Source organism: Paraburkholderia sp. PAMB 6770 (assembly GCF_057748135.1).
This window is the reverse complement of sequence record NZ_CM173238.1, coordinates 1,606,500-1,629,711: the sequence shown is the minus strand read 5'-3', so window position 1 is coordinate 1,629,711 and position 23,212 is coordinate 1,606,500. Positions and strand designations below refer to the sequence as shown.

19 protein-coding genes and 2 pseudogenes are annotated in these 23,212 nt (G+C 68.7%); 5 read left to right on the top strand and 16 right to left on the bottom strand.

What is annotated here, in order from left to right:
• Positions 1-27: 27 nt before the first annotated feature.
• The gene (locus tag AC3AP7_RS07480) at positions 28-1,434 is read right to left on the bottom strand and encodes an 8-oxoguanine deaminase (protein WP_475764310.1); all 1,407 of its coding nucleotides are present in this window, start codon (positions 1,432-1,434) and stop codon (positions 28-30) included.
• Positions 1,435-2,046: 612 nt separating this feature from the next.
• On the opposite strand from AC3AP7_RS07480, the gene uraH reads away from it, so the two are divergent.
• Both uraH and AC3AP7_RS07470 read left to right on the top strand, forming a co-directional pair.
• On the top strand, positions 2,047-2,400 hold the full coding sequence (gene uraH, locus AC3AP7_RS07475; RefSeq protein ID WP_475764311.1) for a hydroxyisourate hydrolase: 354 nt from the start codon (positions 2,047-2,049) through the stop codon (positions 2,398-2,400).
• 39 nt (positions 2,401-2,439) lie between these two features.
• Positions 2,440-3,630: a urate hydroxylase PuuD gene (locus tag AC3AP7_RS07470; protein WP_475764312.1), complete on the top strand. Its 1,191-nt coding sequence runs from the start codon at positions 2,440-2,442 to the stop codon at positions 3,628-3,630.
• A 453-nt stretch (positions 3,631-4,083) separates the two neighbouring features.
• Here AC3AP7_RS07470 and AC3AP7_RS07465 read toward each other — a convergent pair whose 3' ends face one another.
• The 10 genes and pseudogenes from AC3AP7_RS07465 to AC3AP7_RS07420 all read right to left on the bottom strand — a co-directional run bounded on the left by AC3AP7_RS07465 (position 4,084) and on the right by AC3AP7_RS07420 (position 13,551).
• A complete protein-coding gene (locus AC3AP7_RS07465) occupies positions 4,084-4,605 on the bottom strand; it encodes an ureidoglycolate lyase (RefSeq protein ID WP_475764313.1) in 522 nt (173 codons plus the stop codon).
• Positions 4,602-5,615: an allantoicase gene (gene alc, locus AC3AP7_RS07460; RefSeq protein ID WP_475764314.1), complete on the bottom strand. Its 1,014-nt coding sequence runs from the start codon at positions 5,613-5,615 to the stop codon at positions 4,602-4,604. The genes AC3AP7_RS07465 and alc overlap by 4 nt, the downstream gene beginning before the upstream one ends.
• Before the next feature lie 64 nt (positions 5,616-5,679).
• The gene (gene uraD, locus AC3AP7_RS07455) at positions 5,680-6,204 is read right to left on the bottom strand and encodes a 2-oxo-4-hydroxy-4-carboxy-5-ureidoimidazoline decarboxylase (protein ID WP_475764315.1); all 525 of its coding nucleotides are present in this window, start codon (positions 6,202-6,204) and stop codon (positions 5,680-5,682) included.
• Positions 6,201-7,152 (bottom strand): annotated as a pseudogene (puuE, locus tag AC3AP7_RS07450) (allantoinase PuuE). Before puuE ends, uraD begins: the two are co-directional and overlap by 4 nt.
• A gap of 189 nt (positions 7,153-7,341) precedes the next feature.
• The gene (locus AC3AP7_RS07445) at positions 7,342-8,193 is read right to left on the bottom strand and encodes an aspartate/glutamate racemase family protein (RefSeq protein WP_475764316.1); all 852 of its coding nucleotides are present in this window, start codon (positions 8,191-8,193) and stop codon (positions 7,342-7,344) included.
• A 31-nt stretch (positions 8,194-8,224) separates the two neighbouring features.
• Positions 8,225-9,721 (bottom strand): NCS1 family nucleobase:cation symporter-1, encoded by a 1,497-nt coding sequence (locus AC3AP7_RS07440; protein ID WP_475764317.1) that lies wholly within the window; start codon positions 9,719-9,721, stop codon positions 8,225-8,227.
• 344 nt (positions 9,722-10,065) lie between these two features.
• Entirely contained in the window at positions 10,066-10,782 is a 717-nt protein-coding gene (locus tag AC3AP7_RS07435) for a GntR family transcriptional regulator (protein ID WP_475764318.1), read from the bottom strand.
• Positions 10,783-11,482: 700 nt separating this feature from the next.
• Entirely contained in the window at positions 11,483-12,409 is a 927-nt protein-coding gene (gene ldcA, locus AC3AP7_RS07430; RefSeq protein WP_475764319.1) for a muramoyltetrapeptide carboxypeptidase, read from the bottom strand.
• A 36-nt stretch (positions 12,410-12,445) separates the two neighbouring features.
• On the bottom strand, positions 12,446-13,099 hold the full coding sequence (gene tadA / locus AC3AP7_RS07425) for a tRNA adenosine(34) deaminase TadA (protein WP_475764320.1): 654 nt from the start codon (positions 13,097-13,099) through the stop codon (positions 12,446-12,448).
• Positions 13,096-13,551, bottom strand: a complete 456-nt coding sequence (locus tag AC3AP7_RS07420) for a DnaJ family domain-containing protein (protein WP_475764321.1) — start codon at positions 13,549-13,551, stop codon at positions 13,096-13,098. Before AC3AP7_RS07420 ends, tadA begins: the two co-directional genes overlap by 4 nt.
• Positions 13,552-13,839: 288 nt before the next feature.
• Here AC3AP7_RS07420 and AC3AP7_RS07415 point away from each other — a divergent pair, with 288 nt between their 5' ends.
• Both AC3AP7_RS07415 and serC read left to right on the top strand, forming a co-directional pair.
• A complete protein-coding gene (locus AC3AP7_RS07415; RefSeq protein ID WP_475764322.1) occupies positions 13,840-15,393 on the top strand; it encodes an ATP-grasp domain-containing protein in 1,554 nt (517 codons plus the stop codon).
• Positions 15,394-16,488: a 3-phosphoserine/phosphohydroxythreonine transaminase gene (gene serC / locus AC3AP7_RS07410; protein WP_475764323.1), complete on the top strand. Its 1,095-nt coding sequence runs from the start codon at positions 15,394-15,396 to the stop codon at positions 16,486-16,488.
• 43 nt (positions 16,489-16,531) lie between these two features.
• Here the strand turns inward: serC and AC3AP7_RS07405 are convergent, their stop codons facing one another.
• The 4 genes and pseudogenes from AC3AP7_RS07405 to AC3AP7_RS07390 all read right to left on the bottom strand — a co-directional run bounded on the left by AC3AP7_RS07405 (position 16,532) and on the right by AC3AP7_RS07390 (position 20,370).
• Complete coding sequence (locus AC3AP7_RS07405) at positions 16,532-16,990, bottom strand: hypothetical protein (protein WP_475764324.1); 459 nt, start codon at positions 16,988-16,990, stop codon at positions 16,532-16,534.
• Between the two features lie 181 nt (positions 16,991-17,171).
• A complete protein-coding gene (locus AC3AP7_RS07400; protein ID WP_475764325.1) occupies positions 17,172-18,407 on the bottom strand; it encodes a PepSY-associated TM helix domain-containing protein in 1,236 nt (411 codons plus the stop codon).
• A 345-nt stretch (positions 18,408-18,752) separates the two neighbouring features.
• A pseudogene (locus AC3AP7_RS07395) lies at positions 18,753-18,925 on the bottom strand (sugar O-acetyltransferase); the annotation flags it as partial.
• A gap of 152 nt (positions 18,926-19,077) precedes the next feature.
• Entirely contained in the window at positions 19,078-20,370 is a 1,293-nt protein-coding gene (locus AC3AP7_RS07390; protein WP_475764326.1) for an MFS transporter, read from the bottom strand.
• 105 nt (positions 20,371-20,475) lie between these two features.
• On the opposite strand from AC3AP7_RS07390, the gene AC3AP7_RS07385 reads away from it, so the two are divergent.
• Positions 20,476-20,988: a MarR family winged helix-turn-helix transcriptional regulator gene (locus AC3AP7_RS07385; RefSeq protein WP_475764327.1), complete on the top strand. Its 513-nt coding sequence runs from the start codon at positions 20,476-20,478 to the stop codon at positions 20,986-20,988.
• A 41-nt stretch (positions 20,989-21,029) separates the two neighbouring features.
• On the opposite strand, the gene AC3AP7_RS07380 is transcribed toward AC3AP7_RS07385, so the two are convergent.
• On the bottom strand, positions 21,030-23,204 hold the full coding sequence (locus AC3AP7_RS07380; protein WP_475764328.1) for an acetate--CoA ligase family protein: 2,175 nt from the start codon (positions 23,202-23,204) through the stop codon (positions 21,030-21,032).
• Positions 23,205-23,212 lie beyond the last annotated feature (8 nt).

The window sequence follows — 23,212 nt, the reverse complement described above, 5'->3', positions numbered from 1 at the left end:
GCGCGCCGTGAGCGTGCGGCGCGCACGTCAGGCCGCCGCCTCGTAGAGCGCCTGCGCGAGCCGGTTGTGCTGCGCGACGAGCGGCTCCAGTTCGAGCGTCGCGAGCCGGCCGTCCCGCACCACGACCTTGCCGTTCACCACCGACAGCGCGACCTGCGACGGCGCGCAGAACACCAGCGCCGCGACCGGATCGTGCAGCGCGCCCGCAAAGAGCGGCTGGCGCAGGTCGAACGCGACGAAATCCGCCGCCATGCCGGGCGCGAGCGCGCCGATGTCGTCGCGGCCGAGCACACGCGCACCGCCGAGCGTCGCGATTTCGAGCGCGTCGCGCGCGCTCATCGCATCGGGGCCGTAGCCGACGCGCTGCAGCAGCAGCGCCTGGCGCACCTCCGCGACCATCTGCGCGCCGTCGTTCGACGCCGAGCCGTCGACGCCGAGCCCGACCGGCACGCCGGCCGCCCGCATGCGCTTCACCGGCGCGATCCCGGACGCGAGCCGCATGTTCGAGCACGGACAGTGCGCGACGCCGGTGCCGGTGCGCGCGAACAGCGCGATGCCGGCGTCGTCCAGCTGCACGCAGTGCGCGTGCCAGACGTCCGGGCCGACCCAGCCGAGATCCTGCGCGTACTCGGCAGGCGTCATGCCGAACTTCTCGCGGCTGTATGCGACGTCGTTGACGTTCTCGGCCAGATGCGTGTGCATCGACACGCCGTATGCGCGCGCGAGCGTCGCCGACTCGCGCATCAGCGTACGGCTCACCGAGAACGGCGAGCACGGCGCGACGACCACGCGCAGCATCGCGTAGCGGCCGGCATCGTGATACGTCTCGATGAGCCGCTGCGTGTCCGCGAGGATCGCGTCCTCGCGCTCCACCACGTCGTCCGGCGGCAGGCCGCCGTCCTTGCGCCCGACGCTCATGCTGCCGCGGCTCGCGTGAAAGCGCATGCCGATGCGCTGCGCGGCGGCGATGCTGTCGTCGAGGCGGCTGCCGTTCGGGTACAGGTAGAGGTGGTCGCTCGACGTCGTGCAGCCGGACAGCAGCAGCTCGGCCATCGCGGTGAGCGTCGACACCTCGATCATCTGCGGCGTCAGGTTCGCCCAGATCCGGTACAGGTTCGTGAGCCAGCCGAACAGCTCGGCGTCCTGCGCGGCCGGAATCGCCCGCGTGAGGCTCTGATACATATGATGATGCGTGTTGACGAGCCCCGGGATCACCAGGTGCCCGCGCAGGTCCAGCACCTCGTCGGCCGTGTCCGGCAGCGCCGCGCTCGTGCCGACCGCGACGATCCGGTTGCCCTCGACGTACAGGCCGGCGTCGCGCAGTTCGCGGCGCGCGCCGTCCATCGTCACGAGCACGTCCGCGTGCTTCACCAGCATCGTTTTCGGGCGGCTGCCCGACCCGCTGTTCGTCCTGTCGTACTGCTCCATCGCCATTCGTGTGTCTCCGCTCGATGACAGCCGCCCGCGCCCGCACGGCGGGCAGCGGCGGCAGGGCCGGGCCGGCGGGCCGCCCCTGCGGGGCCGCGACGCCGGCACGTTGCAAAAACGCTCGAACGCGATGCGGTGCGCACGCCACCGTGCCGCCGCGTTCGTTCGAACGCCGTTGGCCCGGTTACCCGGCGTGCTGCGCCGTCTTCGGGGTGCACAGCGGTTGCGCCGCGCACAGGCTCAACCTTCCCCAGCCAAAATACCGCTGACAATGGCGCGGCTGCGATACCGGGATTCACGGAGATCATATGGCGGCCAATATTGGCGCCGGTACGATCGGATCGCTACCCGCCGGTCCGTCGCGCGGACCCGCCGTCCGCCCGGCGCGGAGCGCGCCCGGTCCCCTGCGCGGGCCGCGTGCGGCGATCTCATGCGTCTGCCATTATCTTTCCTATCGGTGGCGCGCGGACGGGAACAACTTTTTTACAATCACTCCCACGGCGCTCGCTTCAATCCGCCGACGGGTATGTAGCCACTGACGTGGAGCCTCGATCCGCCGCAACGTAACCTGGATCGGGCCGCCGCCGAAACCTCGCATTCACACAAGGACAATTGCGAATGGGAAAGCTCACTACCCACGTGCTCGACACCGCCAACGGCCGTCCCGGTGCCGGCATCAAGGTCGAACTCTTTGCGCTGTCCGGCGACACGCGCCGTGCGCTGAAAACCACCCTCACCAATGACGACGGCCGCTGCGACCAGCCCCTGCTCGAAGGCGAAGCGCTCGTGCCCGGCGAATACGAACTCGTGTTCGGCGCCGGCGACTATTTCGCCGCGCTCGGCACGCGGGTGCCCGAGCCGCGCTTTGTCGACCGCGTCGTGCTGCGCTTCGGCGTCGCCGATGCGAACGCCCATTACCACGTGCCGCTGCTCGTCTCGCCGTGGTCGTACAGCACGTACCGGGGCAGCTAGGCCTCGCACAGATAACGAAATCAGGAGTGGAGGAGTTTCATGGAAGGCTTTATTAGTGACTGGCTGAACCTCGCATTGCGCTGGTTCCACGTCATCGCCGCCATTGCGTGGATCGGCGAATCGTTCTATTTCGTCGCGCTCGACAACAGCCTGAAACCGCCCGCGGATCCGAACGCGCGCCGGCGCGGCGTGTTCGGCGAACTGTGGCACGTGCACGGCGGCGGCTTCTACAACATGCAGAAGTACACCGTCGCGCCGCCCGAAATGCCGGACGACCTGCACTGGTCGAAGTGGCCGTCGTACACCACGTGGCTGTCCGGTGCGAGCCTGTTCACGGTGCTGTACCTGTGCGCGCCGAGCACGTACCTGATCGACCGCAGCGTGCTCGACATGGGCCCGGTGGTCGCGATCGCGGCGGCGCTCGGCTTCCTCGCGGCCGGCTGGATCGTCTACGACTCGCTGTGCCGCCTGCTCGGCACGAAAGACAAGGTGCTCGGCGTGTGCGTGGGCCTCTACGTGCTCGCAGCCGCCTACCTCGCCTGCCATATCTTCTCGGGACGCGCGGCCTACCTGATCGTCGGCGCGATGCTCGCGACGATCATGTCGGCAAACGTGTTCTTCGTGATCATCCCGGGCCAGCGCAAGATGGTCGCCGCGATGCTCAAGGGCGAGGAGCCGAACCCGATCTACGGCAAGCGCGGCAAGCAGCGTTCGGTGCACAACACGTATTTCACGCTGCCGGTGGTGTTCGCGATGCTGTCGAACCACTACGCGATGACCTACACGCACGCGTACAACTGGGCCGTACTCGCGATGATCATGCTGGCCGGCGCGCTGATCCGCCAGTTCTTCGTGATGCGCCACCGCGGTCAGGTGCTGTGGTGCCTGCCGCTCGCGGGCATCGTCCTGATGTTCGGCGCGCTGGCCTGGACGCTGCCGCGCCCGGTCGTGCCGGTCGCCGAGGCCGCCAACGCGCCGGCGCTGAAGGTTGCCGACATCCAGCCGATCCTCGAGCAGCGCTGCGCCGCCTGCCACTCGGCTCACCCGACGATGATGGGCAGCGCACCCGCCGGCGTGATGTTCGATACGCCGGCAGAAATCTCGCAGAACGCGCAGCGTCTCTACGAGCAGGCGGTGACGCTGAAGGCGATGCCGCTCGGCAACGTCACGCACATGACCGACGCGGAACGGCAAAAGATCGCCGCGTGGTTCCAGGAAGGCGCGCACTGATCGCACGCTGATCCCGCACTGCGCCGATGCCCCCGCACGGGGGCCCCGGCGCATCCTGAACGGGCTTTCCGCCGTGGCGGAAAGCCCGTTTTGTCTTGTGGCGCGGCGGCTCCGTGACTGAACGCCCCGGTATTGCGAGCCCTTGCTGGCGCCCCCCCGTTCACCATGGACAGTCTGGCGCCGGTGCGACGGGACGACCGATGAGCCGCGGCGTGGTCGCCCACCCGACGGCGCATCCCGGGCCGCCGAACGACCGTGCGTCCGTCCTCGACGGCAGGCAGCCCGCCGCCGCGGACGCGCCCCGATGACGCCAACCGGATCGTTTCACGCCGCCGCCCCGCACCCGCGACGGGCCGCCTGAACAACCGGACGCCCCAACAAAAAAGCCCGCGACCGAAGTCGCGGGCGTTCGAGGCGAACACGCTAGCGTTCGCAAGTGGACATGAAGCGGGTTCAGGCAGTCAGCACATTCAGTGCACTCAGCGCGTCCGCGCCCAGCCACAGCGATTCCGCCAGATCCTGCTCGTTCAGGTTCGGCCCGTCGCCGCCGCGGTCCACGACGATGAAATCGCTGACTTCATCGAGCGCGATCAGCGGATGATGCCAGACGCCCTTCGCGTAGTTCACGCCCTGCCAGCCGCGTGTGACGAACGCGCGGACGGCCGCCGGATCGAGTTCGCCGGCCGGCGCCACCACCACCAGATAGGGCCGCTCAGTGAGCGGCACGAACGCCTGGCTGCCGAGCGGATGGCGCTCCAGCATCTTCACTTCGAACGGCAGCGTGCGCGGCTCGCCGCGAAACAGGTTCACGAGCGGGCGGCCGCCCTCGTCCGCGACGTCCACGTTCGCGAGATCGTGAAAGCGGATCGTCGTGCCGAGGTTGATCGGGATCTGCTTCGCGCCCTCCAGTTCGATCACGTCGCCGAACGGCGCGAACGCGGCGCGCGTCAGCGGTTCGATCCGCAGTGTTTTCATGATGCGAGGTTCCCCCACAGACGCAGGCGCGACACGCCGCCGTCCGGAATGATGTTGAAGCGCACGTGCGTGACCGGCCCGAGCGCGGCGAGCTCGCTTTCGAAGTGATGCTGCTTGTCCATCTGCAGCTTCTGCTCGCCGAGCAGCACCGGCCAGAACATCGCCTGCGTGATCAGCGAGCTGTCGGTGCCGCCCGTCACGTGTGCGGCCTGAATCGAGCAGCGGTCCGGGTAGTTGCCCTTGAAGTGCGCGGTGTCGACTTCGATCTTGCGGATCACGCCCGGCTGTGCGAGCGCGATGATCGCCCAGTCGTTGCCCGGCTCGCGGCGGCGGCGGGTTTCCCAGCCGTCGCCCATGTTCACGCCGCGGCCCGGCATCAACAGCGTCGACGCCGCGCCGAAGTGCTGGTTGTTCGCGGCCACGAGATACGCGCCGTTTTCCATGGCGGCCAGATCGAACAGCTCGGCGCGGCTCGCGCCCGCCCAGTCGACCTGCGGCTGGCCGTACACGCGCAGCCGCGCGATGCCGCCGTCCGGGTAGATGTTCACGCGCAGGTGCGTGTACGCGCCGGCATCGCTCACGTCGACGTAGTGGTGATGGTTGCCCTGCAGCGTCATCGACGGCACGATCTCGGTCCACCGCGTGGTCTGGTCCGGCGCGCCGTCGACGACGCGCGCGGCCTCGATCGACGCGGCCGGCGGGAAGTTGCCGGTGAAGTGGCTCGTGTCGATGTCGAGCCCCTTGATCACGCCCGGGCGCGCGAGCTTCACGATGCACCAGTCGTAGCCGTTGCTGCGCTTGCGGCGCGTTTCCCAGCCGTCCATCCACTTGCCGTGGTCGTCGTACTTGCCGGGGATGAAGACGGCCGGCTCCGGATTGAGCATGCGCTCCTTCGGTGCGAAGAAGTCGTCGCTCGCCTCGAGCGCCTGCGCGCCCAGACGCGGGTCCGCGAGGTTCACGTAGCGGCGCGTGAAGTCCGGTGCGTTGGGGTCGAGAATCGGGAGTGCCATCTTTGTCTTCCTTCGTGTCTGTGAGTGCGGAAAAAACGCTTTGCGTGCGGCCGGCCGGCGCGTGTCACTGCGGGTCGATCAGCTCGTCGAGGCGAAAGCGTGCGATACGGTAGATCTGGTCGAGGCTCGCGCGCAGTTCGTCGGCGCGGCTGTTGTTCACGCGGCTCTCGAAGTTCGCGATGATGCCGTGGCGGTCATAGCCGCGCACCGCGAGGATGAACGGGAAGCCGAACTTCTCGCGATAGGTTGCGTTCAGCGCGTGCAGCCGGTCGAATTCCGCCTGCGTGCAGTGCGCGAGCCCGGCGCCGCTCTGTTCGCGGGTCGACTCGGCGGTCAGCTCGCCGCGCACCGCGGCCTTGCCGGCAAGCTCCGGGTGCGCGTTGATCAGCGCGAGCTGGCGCGCCTCGCCGGCGGTTTCGACCGCCTGCGACATGGTCCGGTGCAGCGCGTCGACGCTTGCGTACGGACGCGCATCCGCCGCCGCCTCGGCCACCCAGGGCGAGTGCTCGAAAATGCCCGACAGCGCCGCGACAAACGCGTCCGTCGAGAGATGGTTCAACTGGTCCAGTGTGTAGTGCATCGCTTTCATGCGGCCGCCCCGCGGTTATTTCTGCTGGTAAGGATGGTGTTCGCGCCAGTGCCGCGCGATGTCGACACGCCGCGTTACCCACACGCGGTCGCGCTGCCCGATGTGATCGAGAAAGCGCTGCAGCGCGCGAAAACGCCCCGGACGGCCGAGCAGCCGGCAGTGCATGCCGACCGACAGCATCTTCGGCGCTTCGTCGCCTTCCTCGTACAGCACGTCGAACGCATCGCGCAGGTACGAGAAGAAGTGATCCGCGGTGTTGAAGCCCTGCGGGCTCGCAAACCGCATGTCGTTCGTGTCGAGCGTGTACGGCACGATCAGTTGCGGCACCTTCGCGCCGCCCGAGACCTCGACGTCCATCCAGAACGGCAGGTCGTCGCCGTAGTAGTCCGAGTCGTACAGAAAGCCGCCGTACTCGGCGACGAGCCGGTGCGTGTTCGGGCTGTCGCGGCCGGTGTACCAGCCGAGCGGACGCTCGCCGGTCACGCGCTCGATTGCCTGCATGCCGAGCCGCATATGCTCGGCCTCGACTTCCGGCGACACGTGCTGATAGTGGATCCAGCGATAGCCGTGGCAGGCGATTTCGTGTCCCAGTTCGACGCAGGCGCGCGCGACGTCCGGATGCCGCTCGATCGCCATGCCGACGCCAAACACCGTGAGCGGCAGCCCGCGCTTCTCGAACTCGCGCAGGATGCGCCAGACGCCCGCGCGCGAGCCGTACTCGTAGATCGACTCCATGCTCATGTGACGCGCCGGGTATGCGGCCGCGCCGACGATCTCCGACAGGAACTGCTCCGAGCCCGGATCGCCGTGCAGCACGCAGTTTTCGCCGCCCTCTTCGTAATTGAGCACGAATTGCACGGCGACGCGCGCGCGGCCGGGCCATTTCGCGTCGACCGGGTGGCGGCCGTAGCCGATCAGATCGCGCGGGTAGTTCGAATCGAGTGGCATGGTTTGACGGTGGCGTGTAACGGGACAGAACGGATCGGGCGCGCGGCGGCGGACGCGGTGGTCGCGGCGGCGGCGCCCCTGGCGCGGCCGCCGGGCCGCCGCCGCGCGGGCGCACGGCTTGCAGACCTGGTTGAACGAGTGTAGCGAAAAGCCCAGGGTGGGCCCATACCTCCGCGCAGATAGTGCGGGTCAGACGGAATGTATGTGCACTGCCGCATCGCGCGCGGTTTTATCCGTATTTTCCGCGGCTTCCGCGATTTCCGCGCGCACCGGCGCCGCCGCCGGGCCGACGCGCGGCGCGTCGCCGCCGCCCGGACTGAAGGACGCGAGCGCGCCGTCGTAGCGCTTCGCGAGCGGCCGGGCAAAATCGCCCCGCTTCGCGGTGCCGAGGCGCAGCGCGACCAGCGCTTCGGTCCACTTGACGGCCGCCGTCACGCCCTCGACGACCGGCGCGCCGAGCGTGTCCTGCAGGTAGGCGCACAGCTCGGCCATCCCGGCGCAGCCGAGCACGATCGCGTCCGAGCCGTCCTCGGCGAGCGCGCGGCGGCACTCGTCGAGAATGATGCGGCGCGCCGCCGAGCCGGGCTGGTCGAGTTCGAGCACCGCGACGTCGGTGGCGCGCACGTTGCGGCAGAACGGCGTCATGCCGTAGCGCTGCGCGAGATGCCACGCCATCCCGCAGGTGCGCGCGAGCGTCGTGACGACCGAGAAGCCCGGCGCGAGCACGCTCGCCGCGTGCATCGCCGCCTCGGCGATGCCGATCACCGGCCCGCGCGCGAGTTCGCGCGCCGCGTACAGGCCCGGGTCGCCGAAGCATGCGATCACGTAGCCGTCGAAGCCGTCGCGCTCGCCGGCGGCGACCTCGGCGAGCAGCCCCGGCGTTGCGAGCGCCTCGTCGTAGTAGCCCTCGATCGACGGCGGGCCCATCGTCGGACTCACCGCGACCACCTCGGTGCCCGGCGCCGCGACCTCGCGGGCGCACCGGCCCATTGCTTCGGTCATCCGCACGGTCGTGTTCGGATTGATCAGTTTGATACGCATCTGCTACTCCTTTGCCTGTGCTGCGGGTATTTCAGCGCGCGTCGCGCAACGTCAGCAGCCGGTAGAACAGCGCGGCCAGCCCCGCGCCGATGAACCACGAAAAGTTCGCGGTCGCGCCGAGCGCCGGCACCATCACGCACAGCACCGCGATCACCGCCGCCGGCAGCAGCGCGGCGACCGCCTTGCGGTTCACGCCGTTGCGATACCAGTAGGCGCCGGTGTGCGCCACCGTGTACAGATCGTGGAGGGCGATCTTCTGGCGCTTGACGAGATAGAAGTCGATGATCAGTACACCGTACAAAGGTCCGATGAAGCTGCCGAGCACGTCGAGCGTGTAATGGATCACCGCCGGATTGTTGAACAGGTTCCACGGCGTGATGAACACCGACGCGACCGCCGCGAGCATCCCGCCCGCGCGCCAGCTGATCAGGCGCGGTGCGACGTTCGAAAAATCGAACGCGGGCGACACGAAGTTCGCGACGATGTTGATGCCGATCGTCGCGATCGTGAACGTCAGCGCGCCGAGGATCACCGCGAGCGGATAGTCGATGCGGCTCACCGTTTCGACCGGATCGGTGATCAGCTGGCCGAACAGCGGCAGCGTGGCCGAGGTCGTGACGACCGTCACCAGCGAGAACGCAAGGAAGTTGACCGGCAGCCCCCAGAAATTGCCGCGCCTGACGCTGCGAAAGCTCTTGCCGTACCGCGAGAAGTCGCCGAAGTTGAGCATCGGACCCGAGAAATACGACACCACCAGCGAGATCGCGGTCACCATCACCGGCACCACGCCGAAGCCGTGATACTTGACGCCGCCCAGGTTGAACCGGATGTTCTGCCAGCCCGCGCGCCAGATCATGTAGCCGGCGAGCATGAACATCACGATGTAGACCGCCGGACCGGCGAAGTCGATGAACTTCTTGATCGTCTCCATCCCGTGCCAGAACACCAGCGCCTGCAGCACCCAGAGCAGCATGAAGCCGCCCCAGCCGAGCGCGGAAAGGCCCATGAAGCCGTGGCGATGCACGTCCGCGTACGGCATCAGCTGCGGGCAGAACTTCAGCACGACGACCACCAGCGCGCTCGACGCGAGATAGGTCTGGATGCCGTACCACGCGACCGCGATGAGGCCGCGGATCACGGCCGGAATGTTCGCGCCGAGCACGCCGAAGGTCGCGCGGCACGCGACCGGATACGGCACGCCGTTCAGCTGGCTCGGCTTTGCGATGAGATTGCACAGCAGGTTGACGATCGTGATGCCGACCAGCAGCGCGACCAGCACCTGCCAGCTCGTCAGACCGAGCGCGAACAGGCTGCCGGCGAACACGTAGCCGCCGACGCTGTGCACGTCGGACATCCAGAACGCGAAGATGTTGTACGCGCTCCACGTCTGATCGCGCAACGGGGCGAGATCTTCGTTGTAGAGCCTTTCGCTGTAGCCGGCGGGCAGCGCGGAATCCCCGCTCGCCTCCGGATTCGCCGCGAACGCCTGGAGCGCGGGATCATGCGGTGCTGCACTGAACTGGACCATGGTATCTCCTTGGGTCGGTGAACTGTCGAACAGGCGTCGACAGGCCCTGCATCCGCCGTGCCAGCAGTGCGTTCCGTGCGGAACGGTGTCTCCTCCCGGCGGGGCTGCGGTCATCGTCGTGCTTGAGCACTTGTCGTTATCGCTTCAGTCCGGGCCGCAAACCGGCGCTGCTGCGTTCTGGCGTGGCCGTTGCCGCCTCGTGGGCGGCCGCGCGCCGGCCGTGGGCGAGTTCCGCCGCACCGCCTTGCTGCGATGATGCCTGGGTGATCCGTCTGTTTTCCGTCTGTTCTTTTCGGTGCGCCGCGCACCAGCAGCGGGCGCTTCCCGGCGCGGCCAGCGCAGGCTCAGGACGGTCCGAGCCTGCCCGGGCGCGCGGCGAAGACTTCCTGCAGATCGACCGCGCCGCGCGCCGGGCGGTCGAGCATTCTCAATTCCACGCTTTGCAGATGGCGCGCCATCAGCGCGGCGGCCTGCTGCGCATCGCCGGCGTCGAGCGCGGCGAGAATCGCTTCATGGTCTTCGAACGAGCACGGGCTGCGGCCCGGCGATTCGTACAGCGCCGAAATCAGCGTCGAGCGCGCGACCAGTCCGTCCAGACACGCGCACAGCACCGTGTTGCCGGTGAGCCCGGCGAGCTCCGTATGAAACTCGCCCGACAGCCGGATCCACGCGGAGAAATCGCGCGTCTCGAAGGCCTTGCGCTCGCGGCCGATCATGCTGCCGATGCCCTTCAGCCGCCGCGGGCCGTGCCCGCTGCAGATCCGCTCGACCACCGCCAGCTCGATGATGCGGCGCATTTCGAACACCTCGTGCACCTCCTGCAGCGACGGGCTCGCGACGAACGCACCGCGGTTCGGTTCGAGATCGACCAGCCGGTCGGTCGCGAGCAGCGCGAGCGCCTGGCGGATCGGCCCGCGCTTCACGCCGAATACTTCGCACAACTGTGCTTCGGTCAGTTTCGCCCCGGGCTCCAGCCGATGCTCGAGGATCGCGGCGCGAATGCGCTCGGCGATTGCTTCGGGCTTCGAGCCGTTCGACAGGGGTGTGGAAGGTGTCGCCATGATTTGCGTTCCGTTATGTCCGGTATCTTAAAATAGCCAGCCGAATTGTCAACAATTTTTGCGTCTCATTGGTGACAATCCTGGGTACACCTCTAGCGCCAGGATCGGCGGCCCAGAGCGTTGAAAGCGGCTGTGTCGCCCTTGATTATAGGTTTCTGTGCCCTGGCATCGCCTGCCTGGCGGCCTGTTTTGTCAACAAAATGGCGAATGAATGCAGCTACAAACGCGTTCTCCGGGCGCGGGAGAATCAGACCGTTAGTTGCATAAATGAGGCGCGTGGACCGGGCGAAAAAGGACGCGGGCCAGGCCCGCCATGCCGCGTCTGTGCGTCTGTGCGTCTGTGCGTCTGTGCGTCTGTGCGTCTGTGCGTCTGTGCGTCTGTGCGTCTGTGCGTCTGTGCGTCTGTGCGTCTGTGCGTCTGTGCGTCTGTGCGTCTGTGCGTCTGTGCGTCTGTGCGTCTGTGCGTCCGTGCGTCTGTGCGTCCGTGCGTCTGTGCGTCTGTGCGTCCGTGCGTCTGTGCGTCCGTGCGTCCGTGCGTCCGTGCGTCCGTGCGTCCGTGCGTCCGTGCGTCCGTGCGTCTGTGCGTCCGTGCGTCCGTGCGTCTGTGCGTCTGTGCGTCCGTGCGTCCGTGCGTCCGTGCGTCTGTGCGTCTGTGCGTCCGTGCGTCCGTGCGCCGCTACGTCGTGCCGCGCCGGTGTCGCTAGCCGAGGTGCGGATAGTCCGAGAGCGTCAGACTGAACCCGTGTTCGTCGGCGACCAGATGGGCGTCCGCGCCGACCGGCAGCGTCAGCAGCCCGGGAATATGGCCGAACTCCAGCCCCGTGATGACCGGGATGCCGGCGATCGCGCGCACCTGCTCGATCATCGTCTTCAGATCGTAGCCGTTGTCGTACTCGTACGCCTGGGTGCCGGTGAACCGGCCGACCAGCAGCGCCTGCTGCCGTTCGAGGATTCCGGCCAGATGCAACTGATAAAACATGCGCTCCAGCCGGAACGGCTGCTCGCCGATGTCCTCGACGAACAGGATGCCGCCCTCGACCGGCGGCAGGTACGGCGTGCCGACCAGCGCCGTCAGCACCGCGAGGTTGCCGCCCCACAGCGTGCCGCGCACGTCGGCGGTCTGCGCCTGGGGCGCCCGCGCCGTCACCGTCAGCGTGGGCTGGCTGATCGCGGCCCAGAAGTGCTGCAGCATGGCCTCGTTCAGCGGCTCGGCGCCGAAGTCCCCCGCGAGCACCGGGCCGCCGAAACTCTTCAGCCCGGCCTGGGCGTACAGCGCCATCTGGATCGCGGTGAAATCGCTATGGCCGACGATCGCCACCGGCTGGCCGGTCAGACGCCGCTGCAAGCCCGCGTAGTCGAGTCCGTGCAGGATGCGCACCGCGCCGTAGCCGCCGCGCACCGCCAGCACGATGTCGGGCAGCTCGCGCGACGGATCCGCGAGGCGGTTCAGATCGGCGGCGCGCTCCCGGTCGGTGCCCGCGAAGCGCTGATAGCGCCGCGCGGTGGCCTCGACGTTGTCGATCCGGTGCCCCTGCGCACGCAGGCGCGCCAGCGCGCGGTGCACCGCTTCCGGATCGTGCGGATACCCCGACGGAGCGACGAGATCGATGCGGCGATGAGGGATCATGGCGGGAAAATGGCAGAAAACGCTCGCAGTTCGGGCTCAGACAGGATCGGCCGGCGCGCCGTTCTGTGCGCCGTTCTCTCCATCGCCGGCAGCCGGGTCGCCCGATGCGGCGCGCACGGCGCGCGCCGCGCGCCGGCGTTCGGCGAAGAACGCGCGCAGCGCGTCGCCGCATTCATCCTCCAGCACGCCGCCGATGACCGTCGTATGGTGATTCAGTTGCGGATTCGCAAACGCGTCGACCACGCTGCCGCAGGCACCGGTCTTCGGATCGCGCGCGCCGTAGACGACCCGCGCAATCCGCGCATGCATGATCGCGCCCGCGCACATCAGACACGGCTCCAGCGTCACATACAACTCGCAGCCGGGCAAGCGGTAGTTCGACAGCGTCTGCGCGGCCGCGCGCAGCGCGACCATCTCCGCATGCGCGGACGGATCGTGCGCGCCGATCGGATGGTTGAAGCCTTGCGCGATCACGTCGTCGCCGCGCACCAGCACCGCGCCGACCGGCACTTCGCCGGCGGCACGCGCCTGCTCGGCGGCCGCCTGCGCGACGCGCATGAAATGCAGGTCGCGGGCGGTGGGCGGCGGCGGCGCGGCGTCCGCGCCCTCCGGCGCGTTCTGCGGCACGTTCTGCGCTGCGCCCTCCGGCGCGTTCTGCGGTGCGCCCTGCGGCGCGGGCGCGTCGCTCACTGCGCCTCCGCGTACACGGCCAGCGGCGCCGCGCCGGCGCCCGGCGTCTGCAAGGGTGCCGCCCGCGCGCACAGCCGCTCGGCGATGCGCCGGCAGTATTCGCGCGGCAGCACGGGCGGCCCGCCATGCAGCGATTCGAGCGCCATCCCGTGCGCGAGCAGCCGCGCGTGCGGCCGCGCCTGCAGCCACTGACGCGCCGCGCGCCCGCCGACCGCCTGCAGGTCCGCCTGCAGATCGCACAGCGCGCGCAATTGATCCGGCGCCGGCGGCTCGAAGCCGGCCTCCTTCAGGATCCGGCTGGCGACGCGCGCCGCCTGCGGCACGCGCGCGTCCTCCCGCGCGTCCTCCTCTTCGCCGGTGTGGCGCACGCGCCCTTCCGGCCCGTCGTCCAGCCCGCCGCGCGCGGCGGCGGCGGCAATACGCTGTTCGACTAACGCATCAAGCAATCTCATCGGCAATCCACTACGTTGCGGCCCCCGCATTCTATCAGGGTGCTCCCTGGCAGCGCGCTATCCGCGCAGGCGCGCCGGGCGGCCCCGTCTGGCCGTTAACTTTGCGAGCGGCGCGAACGGCGTAGCTCGCGGCGCGGACGGCGTCGGGGGCGCTGCGTGCGAAGCAGTCGCAGCGGGCAACCCGTCGGCGCGATTTCACACCGCGGCTGCCCAATCGGCGTTAATCTTGAGCCCGCCCGCGCGCCGCCTCACCCGGTGGCGCAATGCCCTCCGCCCACCCCGCAGACGATGAAGCCTTTCGACGCCTCCGCCGGATCCCCTCCCGCCGCCGCCCGCGCGGACGAGTTGCCTGAGTCGCCTGAGTCGCCTGAGTTGCCCGAGTTGCCCGAGTTGCCCGAGTTGCCCGAGTTGCCCGAGTTGCCCGAGTTGCCCGAGTTGCCCGAGTTGCCCGAGTTGCCCGAGTTGCCCGAGTTGCCCGAGTTGCCCGAGTTGCCCGAGCCACCCGACACCCCCGACGCCCGCACGGCCGCCGCGATCGTCCGCGCCGCGCGCGACCCGGCCCGGCACCGCGCCGAGGCCGACGCCCGGCGCGATGCCGGAGACGAACTCGGCGCGCTCGCCCACCTGATCGCCGCCGACACGCTCGACGCGTACACGCGCGGTGTCGCCGACGCGAGCGCCGCGCCGCTGTGCGACGTCGCCACCGGCTATTTCATGAAGGGCGACCACGCAACCGCGGCGCGCTGGTACGCGCTCGTGCTGGCGCTCGATCCGCTCAACGCCGTCGCCTGCCAGAACCTCGCCGCGTGGCACGCGAGCGCGGGCCGCGAGGCGGACGCGCACGCATGGCGCGAGCGGGCCTACCGCATCCAGCGCGTGTTCGTCGAGACCGCGCCCGGCCAGACGCGCCGCGTGCTGCTGCTGAGCGCCGCTCGCAGCGCGGGCAACGTGCCGCTCGACGCGCTGCTGCCGGGCCGCGTGAACGGCCGGATCAAGTACGCCATCGACTACGCGGCCGACGACGAGGATGCGCGCCTGCCGTCCTACGACCTCGTGTTCAACGCGATCGGCGACGCCGACGTCGCCGCGCCGCTCGCCGCGCGGCTCGCGCACTTCGTGCGCGGCTGCGCGCGGCCGCTGCTGAATCCGCCCGAGCGGATCGCACAAACGACACGCGAGCGGATTCCCGCGCTGCTCGGCGCGCTCGACGGCGTCGCGAGCGCGCCGTGCATCCGGCTCGATGCCATGCCCGCGTCCGTGCCCGCGCTCGCCGCGGTGCTCGCCCGGCAGCGCATCGCGCTGCCCGTGCTGTGCCGCCCGGCGGCCACCCACGGCGGCGCCGGCGTCGCGCGCTGCGACGACCTCGATACGCTGTGGCAGCGTCTGTCCGGCATCGACGGCCCGCGCTACGTCACCGCTTTCCACGATTACCGCTCACCGGACGGCTACTACCGGAAGTACCGCATCCTGTTCGTCGACCGCGTGCCCTACCCGTACCATCTGGCGATCTCGCCGCACTGGATGGTGCATTACTTTTCCGCGGACATGGAAGACGCGCAGTGGAAGCTCGACGAAGAGCGCCGCTTCCTGCACGACCCGGCCGCCGCGCTCGGCCTGCGGGCGCAGCGCGCGGTCGAGGCGATCGGCCGGCAGCTGGATCTCGACTATGGCGGCCTCGACTGCACGGTGCTCGCCGACGGCCGGCTCTTCGTGTTCGAAGCGAACGCGACGATGCTCGCGCATTACGAGCGCGCGAACGGCCCGCTCGCCCACAAAAACCCCTACGTCCTGCGCATTGCGGACGCCTTCGAGCGTCTGATGACGCGCGTCACTTCAGTCTGAATGAATCCTCCGACCAATTTTTCCGGCGGTCCGGGCGCGTTGCCCGCGCCGGTGCTGCGCGATGCGCAGCGCGCGATCGAAGCGCTGCCCGAGACCGGGCTGTCCATGCTCGGCATGAGCCACCGCTCGGCGTGGTTTCGCAATGTGCTCGACGAGGCCGAGCACAATCTCCGCGCATTGCTTCGCATTCCCGATCATTATCATGTGCTTTTCATGCAGGGCGGCAGCAGCCTGCAGTTCTCGATGCTGCCGATGAACTTCCTGCGCGCAAGCGGCCGCCATGCCGAGTACGTCGTGTCGGGCTACTGGAGCGCGAAGGCGCCTGTCGAGGCGCGGCTCGAAGGCGCCACGCGGGTGGTCTGGGACGGCTGCGTGCACGGCTACCGCCGCTTGCCGGCCGCACGCGACCTGGCGCTCTCGGCCGACGCTGCGTACCTGCATTACGTGTCGAACGAGACCGTCGAAGGGCTCGAGTTTGCGGACATCCCGGGCTTGCCGGACGTGCCGCTGGTTTGCGACATGTCGTCGAACCTGCTCGCCGCACCGCTCGACGTCGACCGCTACGCCATGATCTATGCGCACGCGCAGAAGAACCTCGGTCCGGCGGGCGTGACCGTCGTGATCCTGCGCGACGACTTCCTGCGGCGCGCGGCGCATCCGCTGCCCACGCCGCTCGCGTACCGCACGCACGTCGACGCACGCTCGCTTTACAACACGCCCCCCGTGTTTGCGATCTACGTGCTGATGTGCGTGACGCGCTGGCTGCGCGACGAGATCGGCGGCCTTGCCGCGATGGCGCAGATCAATCGCGCGAAGGCCGCACGGCTCTATCGCACGCTCGACGCGCACGCGGACTTCTACCGCGTGCATGGCGAGCCCGCCCATCGCTCGACGATGAATGTCGCGTTCCGCCTGCCCGATCCCGCACTCGAAGCGCGCCTGCTCGATGCCGCGCGTGCGGCGGGATTCCACGGTCTCGAAGGCCACCGCTCGATCGGCGGACTGCGCGCGTCGCTGTACAACGCAGTGACGCCGGAAGCCGTCGATGCCCTCGCACAATGGCTCGACGTGTTTCGCGATCAGGCCACGCGCTAGCGGCGATGCCGCGCGATGCGACGCGCACGCGGCCGGCGAAGGCTCAGTGCGCGCTCAGATGCTGGTCGAGATACGGGGCGAAGCCGTTTTGCGTGTCGACGATCTTGCGGACGCAATCGTCGTAACCCGAGCCCATCGCGCGGTCCGGTCCGTACATGCCGCGGCATTGCGCGTACAGCGTGATCGTCGCGCCGCCGCCCTTCGCGATCCGCGTGGCCGAATACACGGGGCGCCCCGAGCGGCTCGGCACATCCGACTCGATCGACGTCGCGTCGGCGCGCACCACCGGCATCGACGAATGCTGGCCGATGTACGTCTTCGTCCACTGCCAGGCCTGATCGCATTGGGCCGGGTCGTCGCACGCCACGACCGCGCTGCGCTGCGCATCGGTGAGCAGGCTTTCGGAGCGCGAGAAGTCGGCCGCGCGCTCGGCCTGTTTGTCGGAGGAAGCGCAGCCCGCAAGCGCGAGGCCGGTCAGCGCAATGAGGATGAAAGTTTTCACAGGTCGACTATCCAGGATCGAATTCGACGCGATTATAGACAACTGCGCACACGTGGCGCAGCAGCGCGCCGCTGTTGTCCACCGCTGTTGCCCGCCGTCGCCCGATGCGAGTGCACGCGCTTCGTGGCCGGGTGCCCATGCCCCGCACGCACGCCCCCCCCCGCCGCCCTCACTCCCGCCCTCACTCCCGCGCGCCCGGCCGCCGCGCCGGATGCCCGGCCGGTTCGGCCCGCCGCGCGCGGCGTGCGGCGCCGCGCCGCGCACCGAGCTTCTTCAGCCAGATCACGAGACCGGTGGCGCTGAGCATCGCGACAACGAGCCCCATCGCCGATACGGCAATCCGACCGGGCACACCAGCAATCCGCCCCGAATGGAGCGGAAACTGCACCTGCAGGAAGACGTCGCCCGCGCTCCCCTTGCCCGGCAGACTCGCGCCCACGCGCCGGCCGGTCGTCGCATCCCAGTAGAGCCACGCATGTCCGAGCCCGCTGCCGGCCCCATCGCCCGGGCGGAAATAGCCGACGGCGACGAGATGCTGCGCGGGCAGCGCATAGATCGCTCCGGGTGGCGCATCGAGTTCGAGCGTCTGTCCGGCAGCGCGCGCGAGCGCGAGGATGCGCGCGCGGCTCAGCGGGACGTTGCGCGAGCCGGGCGAGCCGGGCGAAACAGCCGCTGCGCCGACAGGCGGCGTCAACGGCGAAAACAGCGCCACCAGCGGGCGCACCACCGGCGTGCCGAGGTTCATCGCAATGGACGTGAAGGCCATCACGCACAGCAGGCCCCAGACCCACACGCCACCCGACCGGTGCAGATCGAACAGCAACGTATAGCCGCCGCGGCGCACGCGGAACGCGAACGACTTGCGCCAGGCCGCGCGCTTCGGAAACGCGAGCACGAGCGCGATCACGCAGTCGAGCAGCCACACGATCGCCACGATCCCGAGCAGCCACACGCCCGTCGCGATGCCGCCTTTCACCGGCAGGTACAGCGTGTAGTGAAACTGATAGAGGAACGGCAACAGATTCAGGCGCCGAAGCGACGGCGCCCCCCATTCGCGGCGCGCCTGGATCGCGCCGGTGCCCGGGTCGACCGCGATCTCGTTGAAGCCGAGCGGATAGGGTCGTTGCGTGGCCGGATCGCGCCGCGGCTCGACACGCAGGCGCAACGTGCGCCCGGGCGGCACAGCCAGCGGCAAATAGGTGATGACGAGACGCGGGTCGGCCGCCTCGATCCGGCGTGCGATCTCGATGGACGGCAACGGCGGTTCGTGCGACTGCGCGACGTAGAAGCGCGGATTCAGCCATGCATCGAGCGGCTCGTGCCACGCGATGACCGCGCCGGTCAGGCCGGATACAAACAGGAACAGCGCGAGAGCGACACCCGCCCAGCGATGCAGGCGCACGAGAACGGATCTCATCGCGCATCCATCCTGTCGGACTCCTGATTACTTTCGCGTGTTTGCACCATGTTCAGCAGAATGCAGCACGCGATGCGAAAGCACGGTGATGAGCGGGCATGGCATCGAGGGGATGACGCATGCGCGGGCTGCCGGATCGGCACGAGGCGCGCCGCCGGAGCAATCACGCATGCCGGGTGAAGGGAGAGTCCGGAGAATGAGCCGGACATCCAGCCATTGCCAATGATAATACGACACATTCTCATTTGCAATAGCAGAGACGCGCGCTCCGTAGTTGCCGCGCCGGCGGCGTCGGCACGCGGACGCCGTGCTGTCCCCGCATCGCGCCCGCGTGCCGACGCGCGTCTACCCGGCGATCGAACGGAAGACGCTCGCCGGATTGCCGCCCACAGGCGTATCCCGAGGCACGTCCTTCATCACGACGGAACCCGCCGCCACCGCGTTCTCGCCGACCGTTACGCCGGCGTAATCGTTGCGTCCGCACCCATCCAGACGGGTCGCTTGGTCACGATCGGCTTCATGTCCGGCACAAGCGTGTCGTGCCGGAATCCGCCGGGTATCGCGACACGGCGCGAACCGTCGATGCTGCGGCCTTGCCGCGCAGTGCGATGCCCTGCGCGACCCGCATGCGATGCCAGGACTGTCACGCACCCGGCGCACGCCTCAGACGCTATCCTCCGACGCTATCCTCCGACGCGCTCATCGGGCTAGCCGGCCGCGCGGCATCGCGCCTGCGCGGTGCGGTCTCGACGAGGAACACCGACACGACGCCGCCCGCGATCAGGCCACCGAGCGCGAAGCTCAGCGTGGACGCAAGACCGAAGTGTTGCGCGACGAATCCGGCAACCGCTGGCGCCAGACCGCCGCCGAAGATTTCGCCCGCCCCCGATACGAAGCCGACCGACGAGGCGACGAGGCCCGCGGGCGCCGCTTCGGTCGCGATCGGTCCGCTCAGCAGGCCGAGCAGACCGAGGGCGAACACGGACACGCCGAACAGCAGCACGAACAGCAGCGTCGGATTCGCCCCGACGCCGGCAAACAGGTACAGCAGCACCGCAGCGCCGGCAAACGCGATCAGCGCGGCATTGCGCCGGCCGATGAAATCCGACACCCCGGCCACCCCGAATGAACCGATGAACCCGCCAAAGCCGATCGCCGAGACGACGAAGCCCATCTGCTGCGTGCCGAGATGCAGCACCTCGACGAGATAGGTCGGCACCATCGCGCTGACGACGAAAATGCCCGACATCGCGCACAGAATTGCCAACGTCGCCAGCCACACGTTGCGGCTGCCGAACAGCGCCGTCCAGCGCGGCCGACCCGACGCGGCGCGCGGCGCGGACAACGCGCTGCGCGGCTGATCGCGCAGCGTGCGCGCGATCAGCCACGCGACGATCAGACCCGGCACCGCGGACACCGTAAACACCCAGTGCCACGACGGCAGCACGCGCAGCAACTGGGTCGCCAGAATCGGCGCGAAGCCGAGACCCAGCAGCGAGAACATGCTCAGTTGCAGCCCCTGGTTGAAGCCGCGCCGCGACGGCAGCGACGCCTCGCCGGTGGCCGCGACGCTGGCCGGCGTAAATGCTCCCTCCGCCACCCCCATCACCGCGCGGATCAACATCAGGCTCGCAAATCCCGTCGCGAGTCCGGACAGGCTCGACAGCAGTGAAAACGCGACCATCGTCACGACCAGAATGCGTTTTCGGCCAATGCGGTCGGATACCGGCCCCATCGCGATGGCCCATATCCCCCACGCGACACTCAGGATGCCGATCAGGCTCCCGAGTTGCTGAAAATCGAGGTGCAGGTCGTGCATCATGTGGGGAAACAGCGGTGCGACGATCCAGCGGTCGAGGCCGACCAGCCCGAACCCCAACCCAAGCAGGACCAGCGTTTTTAATTCGTACGCCGAATCATGTTTTCCGTTGCTTGCAGAATGTTGACGCAATGAAGCATGCATGAATTGTCTCCTGTCGACAGGTATCCGTATCGCAACCCAGTTACTTTTTATATTTGTTATAACAAATAAATTGTTTGGTGAAAACGGCGGTCCCCGGCGCGTGCTATGATCTCGCGCAACCGCGTACCGCCTCGCTCTACCTCCATGCCGACCAAGCCCGCTCCTCATCACACCCACGACGAACTGTCCGGTCAGGCTGATCAGTCGGAACTGCTGGGTCTTCTCGGATACAACGTGCGGCGCACCTATCTCGTGATCCAGATGCACTTCGACGCGCAGATGGAAAAGCTCGATTTGCGTCAAGCCGATTTCGCTGTCCTGTCGGTGCTGCGGCACAACCCGGGCATCAACCAGAAGACGCTCGCCGAAGCGCTGGCGATCGCCCCGCCCAACCTCGCCACGCTGCTGGACCGGATGGAGTCGAACGGATTGCTGACGCGCCAGCGCAGTACCGACGACAAACGCATTCAGCAGGTTTCGCTCACGCCGCAAGGCACGAAGCGCCATACGCAGGCGTTGAAGGCCGCCCGAAAAGCCGATGAAGCGGCCGTCCACCCCCTTAGTGCCGCCGAGCAGGCACAGTTGAAGCACCTTCTGTCAAAGGTCTTTTCCGTCTGAACGCGTCGGCGCGGCACGCCTCGCTCCGCGCCCGACCCCGCTCAGCCGGCTGCCTCGTCGCGCTCCAGCAACATCAGCGCGTCCAGTGCGAGCACGCCCTGACCGCGCGGATACACGACCACCGGATTCAGGTCGATCTCCCGGATAGCCGGCTCGGATTGCAGCAATGCGCCCAGACGCACGACGACATCCGCCAGCGCATCGATATCGAGCGCAGGCGTCCCGCGATATCCGTGCAGCAGCGGCGCCCCTTTGAGCCGGTCCAGTTCGCGCACCAAGGCGTCTCTGCACAGATCGTGCGGCAGCAGGCGGACGTCGCGCGTCACCTCGGCCGTCACGCCGCCGAATCCGACGAGGACGACCGGCCCCCACTGCGGATCGTGGCGCGCGCCGACGATCATCTCCAGGCCGCGCGAACCCATTGCCTCGATCAGCACGCCGTCCGGCACCACCGTGGGCGCGTGCCGCCGGATATTGCCGGCCAGCTCCGTCCACGCCGCCCGTAGCGCCTGAGGCCCGTCGACGCCGAGGATCACGCCGCCCACGTCGCTCTTGTGGCTCAACTCGGCGGCCTGCACCTTGAGCGCGACCGGATAGCCGATCCGCCCGGCAACCGTTAGCGCCACATCGATGCCGGTCGCGAGTTCGCCGCGCGCAAACGGAATGCCGAGCGGCGCGAGCACGCGTTTCGCCTGGTATTCGGGCACCACGCCGCGTTGCGGCGGCAGATCGGCCGTCACCGGCTCGAATGCGATTTCCTCGTGGTCCTGCGCAGCCGCGTGGCCGAGTCGCGCGAGCGCCCGCAACGCGCGTTCCGTGCTGGGGAAATACGGCATGCCCAGTTCGCGCATGCGCGCAATGTACTCGGGCGGCACCGCCGCCCCCTCGTCGAGCCCCGCGCAGATCACCGCCTTGCGCGGACGAAGATCCTGTACCGCGCGCAGCACAGGCGGCATCTTGATCGCGCAGGTGACCGGATCCGTCTGGATCAGGCCGACCACGATGCACGAAAACCGCGCGTCGTCGAACAGCGCCGACAGCGTGCGGTAGTACAACTCCGGATCGACCAGGCCCTGGGCGGTCAGATCGAGCGGATTGGCCACCGCGACGAACGGCGGCAGCGCCGCGCGCAGCGCGGGCGAATCGTCGTCGCCGACGACGGGCAGCTCGACGCCGAGTTCCTCGCAGACATCGAGGCACAGCGCCTTGAACGCGCCCGATTCGCCGAGTACCGCCGCGCCGCGAGCGGGCCGATGTGCGCAACGCAACGCGATCTCCGCGATATCGCCGAGCTCTTCGAGGCTCTGCGCGACGACGACGCCTGCGCGCTCGACTTTCGCGCGCATCACCGCATAATCGCCCGCCATCGCCCCCGTATGCGTCGCCGCCGAGGCGCGCGCCGCCGCGCTCTTGCCGGGATGCAGCAGCACCAGCAGCTTGCCCGCGCGCCGCGCGCCGCGGGCCGCCTCCAGCAGCCGGCGCGGCTGCCGGAACTGCTCGGCGATCATCGCAACGACGCGCGTGCCCGGATCGTCGAGCATGAATGCCAGGTAATCCTCAAGATGGCTGGCGGCCTCGTTGCCGGTCGATACCGCGTAGGACAGCGGCAAATCGCGGCTCGTCAGCGTCGTATTGAGTACGGCCATCATCGCGCCGCTTTGCGACAGGATGCCGATCGCCGGCTGGTTGCGGCTACGCTGCGCCTGCGCTTCGCTCACGCCGGTTTCGATGAACGTCAACGGCACGCGATCGCGGTAGTTGATGCAGCCGAGGCAATTCGGCCCTTCGACGAGCATGCCGGCCGCCGCCGCAATCTCCGCGATCTCGCGCTGCTGCGCGATGCCTTCCGGGCCCGCCTCCGCGAAGCCCGCCGAAAAGATCACGACCGCCGCCACGTTGCGCGCCGCGAGTTCGCGCACGGCATCGAGCACGGCGGGCTGCGGAATCGCCAGCACGGCCACGTCCACGCCGGGCGGCAGCTGCGCGATCGACTTCACGCAGGGCCGCCCGTGAATCGCGTCGCGCTTCGGATTGACCAGATGAATGTCGCCCCGGTATTCGTTGCGCTCGAGATTGGCCAGCACCGACGCACCGAGCGCGCCCGGCGTGGGCGAAGCGCCGACGATCGCGATCGACGCCGGCCGCAGCAGGCGCGCGACGGCCCCGCCGCTCACGCCGGGCCGGGCGGCCCCGGCCACGGATTGGATCGTATTCATGTTGGCAG

Coding starts and splice junctions, on each gene's coding strand:
- AC3AP7_RS07440 (WP_475764317.1), bottom strand. CDS start 9,721: ATGGTCCAGTTCAGTGCAGCACCGCATGATCCCGCGCTCCAGGCGTTC.
- AC3AP7_RS07380 (WP_475764328.1), bottom strand. CDS start 23,204: ATGAATACGATCCAATCCGTGGCCGGGGCCGCCCGGCCCGGCGTGAGC.
- AC3AP7_RS07415 (WP_475764322.1), top strand. CDS start 13,840: ATGAAGCCTTTCGACGCCTCCGCCGGATCCCCTCCCGCCGCCGCCCGC.
- AC3AP7_RS07420 (WP_475764321.1), bottom strand. CDS start 13,551: ATGAGATTGCTTGATGCGTTAGTCGAACAGCGTATTGCCGCCGCCGCC.
- ldcA (WP_475764319.1), bottom strand. CDS start 12,409: ATGATCCCTCATCGCCGCATCGATCTCGTCGCTCCGTCGGGGTATCCG.
- AC3AP7_RS07470 (WP_475764312.1), top strand. CDS start 2,440: ATGGAAGGCTTTATTAGTGACTGGCTGAACCTCGCATTGCGCTGGTTC.
- serC (WP_475764323.1), top strand. CDS start 15,394: ATGAATCCTCCGACCAATTTTTCCGGCGGTCCGGGCGCGTTGCCCGCG.
- alc (WP_475764314.1), bottom strand. CDS start 5,615: ATGGCACTCCCGATTCTCGACCCCAACGCACCGGACTTCACGCGCCGC.
- AC3AP7_RS07435 (WP_475764318.1), bottom strand. CDS start 10,782: ATGGCGACACCTTCCACACCCCTGTCGAACGGCTCGAAGCCCGAAGCA.
- uraH (WP_475764311.1), top strand. CDS start 2,047: ATGGGAAAGCTCACTACCCACGTGCTCGACACCGCCAACGGCCGTCCC.
- AC3AP7_RS07480 (WP_475764310.1), bottom strand. CDS start 1,434: ATGGCGATGGAGCAGTACGACAGGACGAACAGCGGGTCGGGCAGCCGC.
- AC3AP7_RS07465 (WP_475764313.1), bottom strand. CDS start 4,605: ATGAAAACACTGCGGATCGAACCGCTGACGCGCGCCGCGTTCGCGCCG.
- AC3AP7_RS07400 (WP_475764325.1), bottom strand. CDS start 18,407: ATGAGATCCGTTCTCGTGCGCCTGCATCGCTGGGCGGGTGTCGCTCTC.
- AC3AP7_RS07390 (WP_475764326.1), bottom strand. CDS start 20,370: ATGCATGCTTCATTGCGTCAACATTCTGCAAGCAACGGAAAACATGAT.
- uraD (WP_475764315.1), bottom strand. CDS start 6,204: ATGAAAGCGATGCACTACACACTGGACCAGTTGAACCATCTCTCGACG.
- AC3AP7_RS07385 (WP_475764327.1), top strand. CDS start 20,476: ATGATCTCGCGCAACCGCGTACCGCCTCGCTCTACCTCCATGCCGACC.
- AC3AP7_RS07445 (WP_475764316.1), bottom strand. CDS start 8,193: ATGCGTATCAAACTGATCAATCCGAACACGACCGTGCGGATGACCGAA.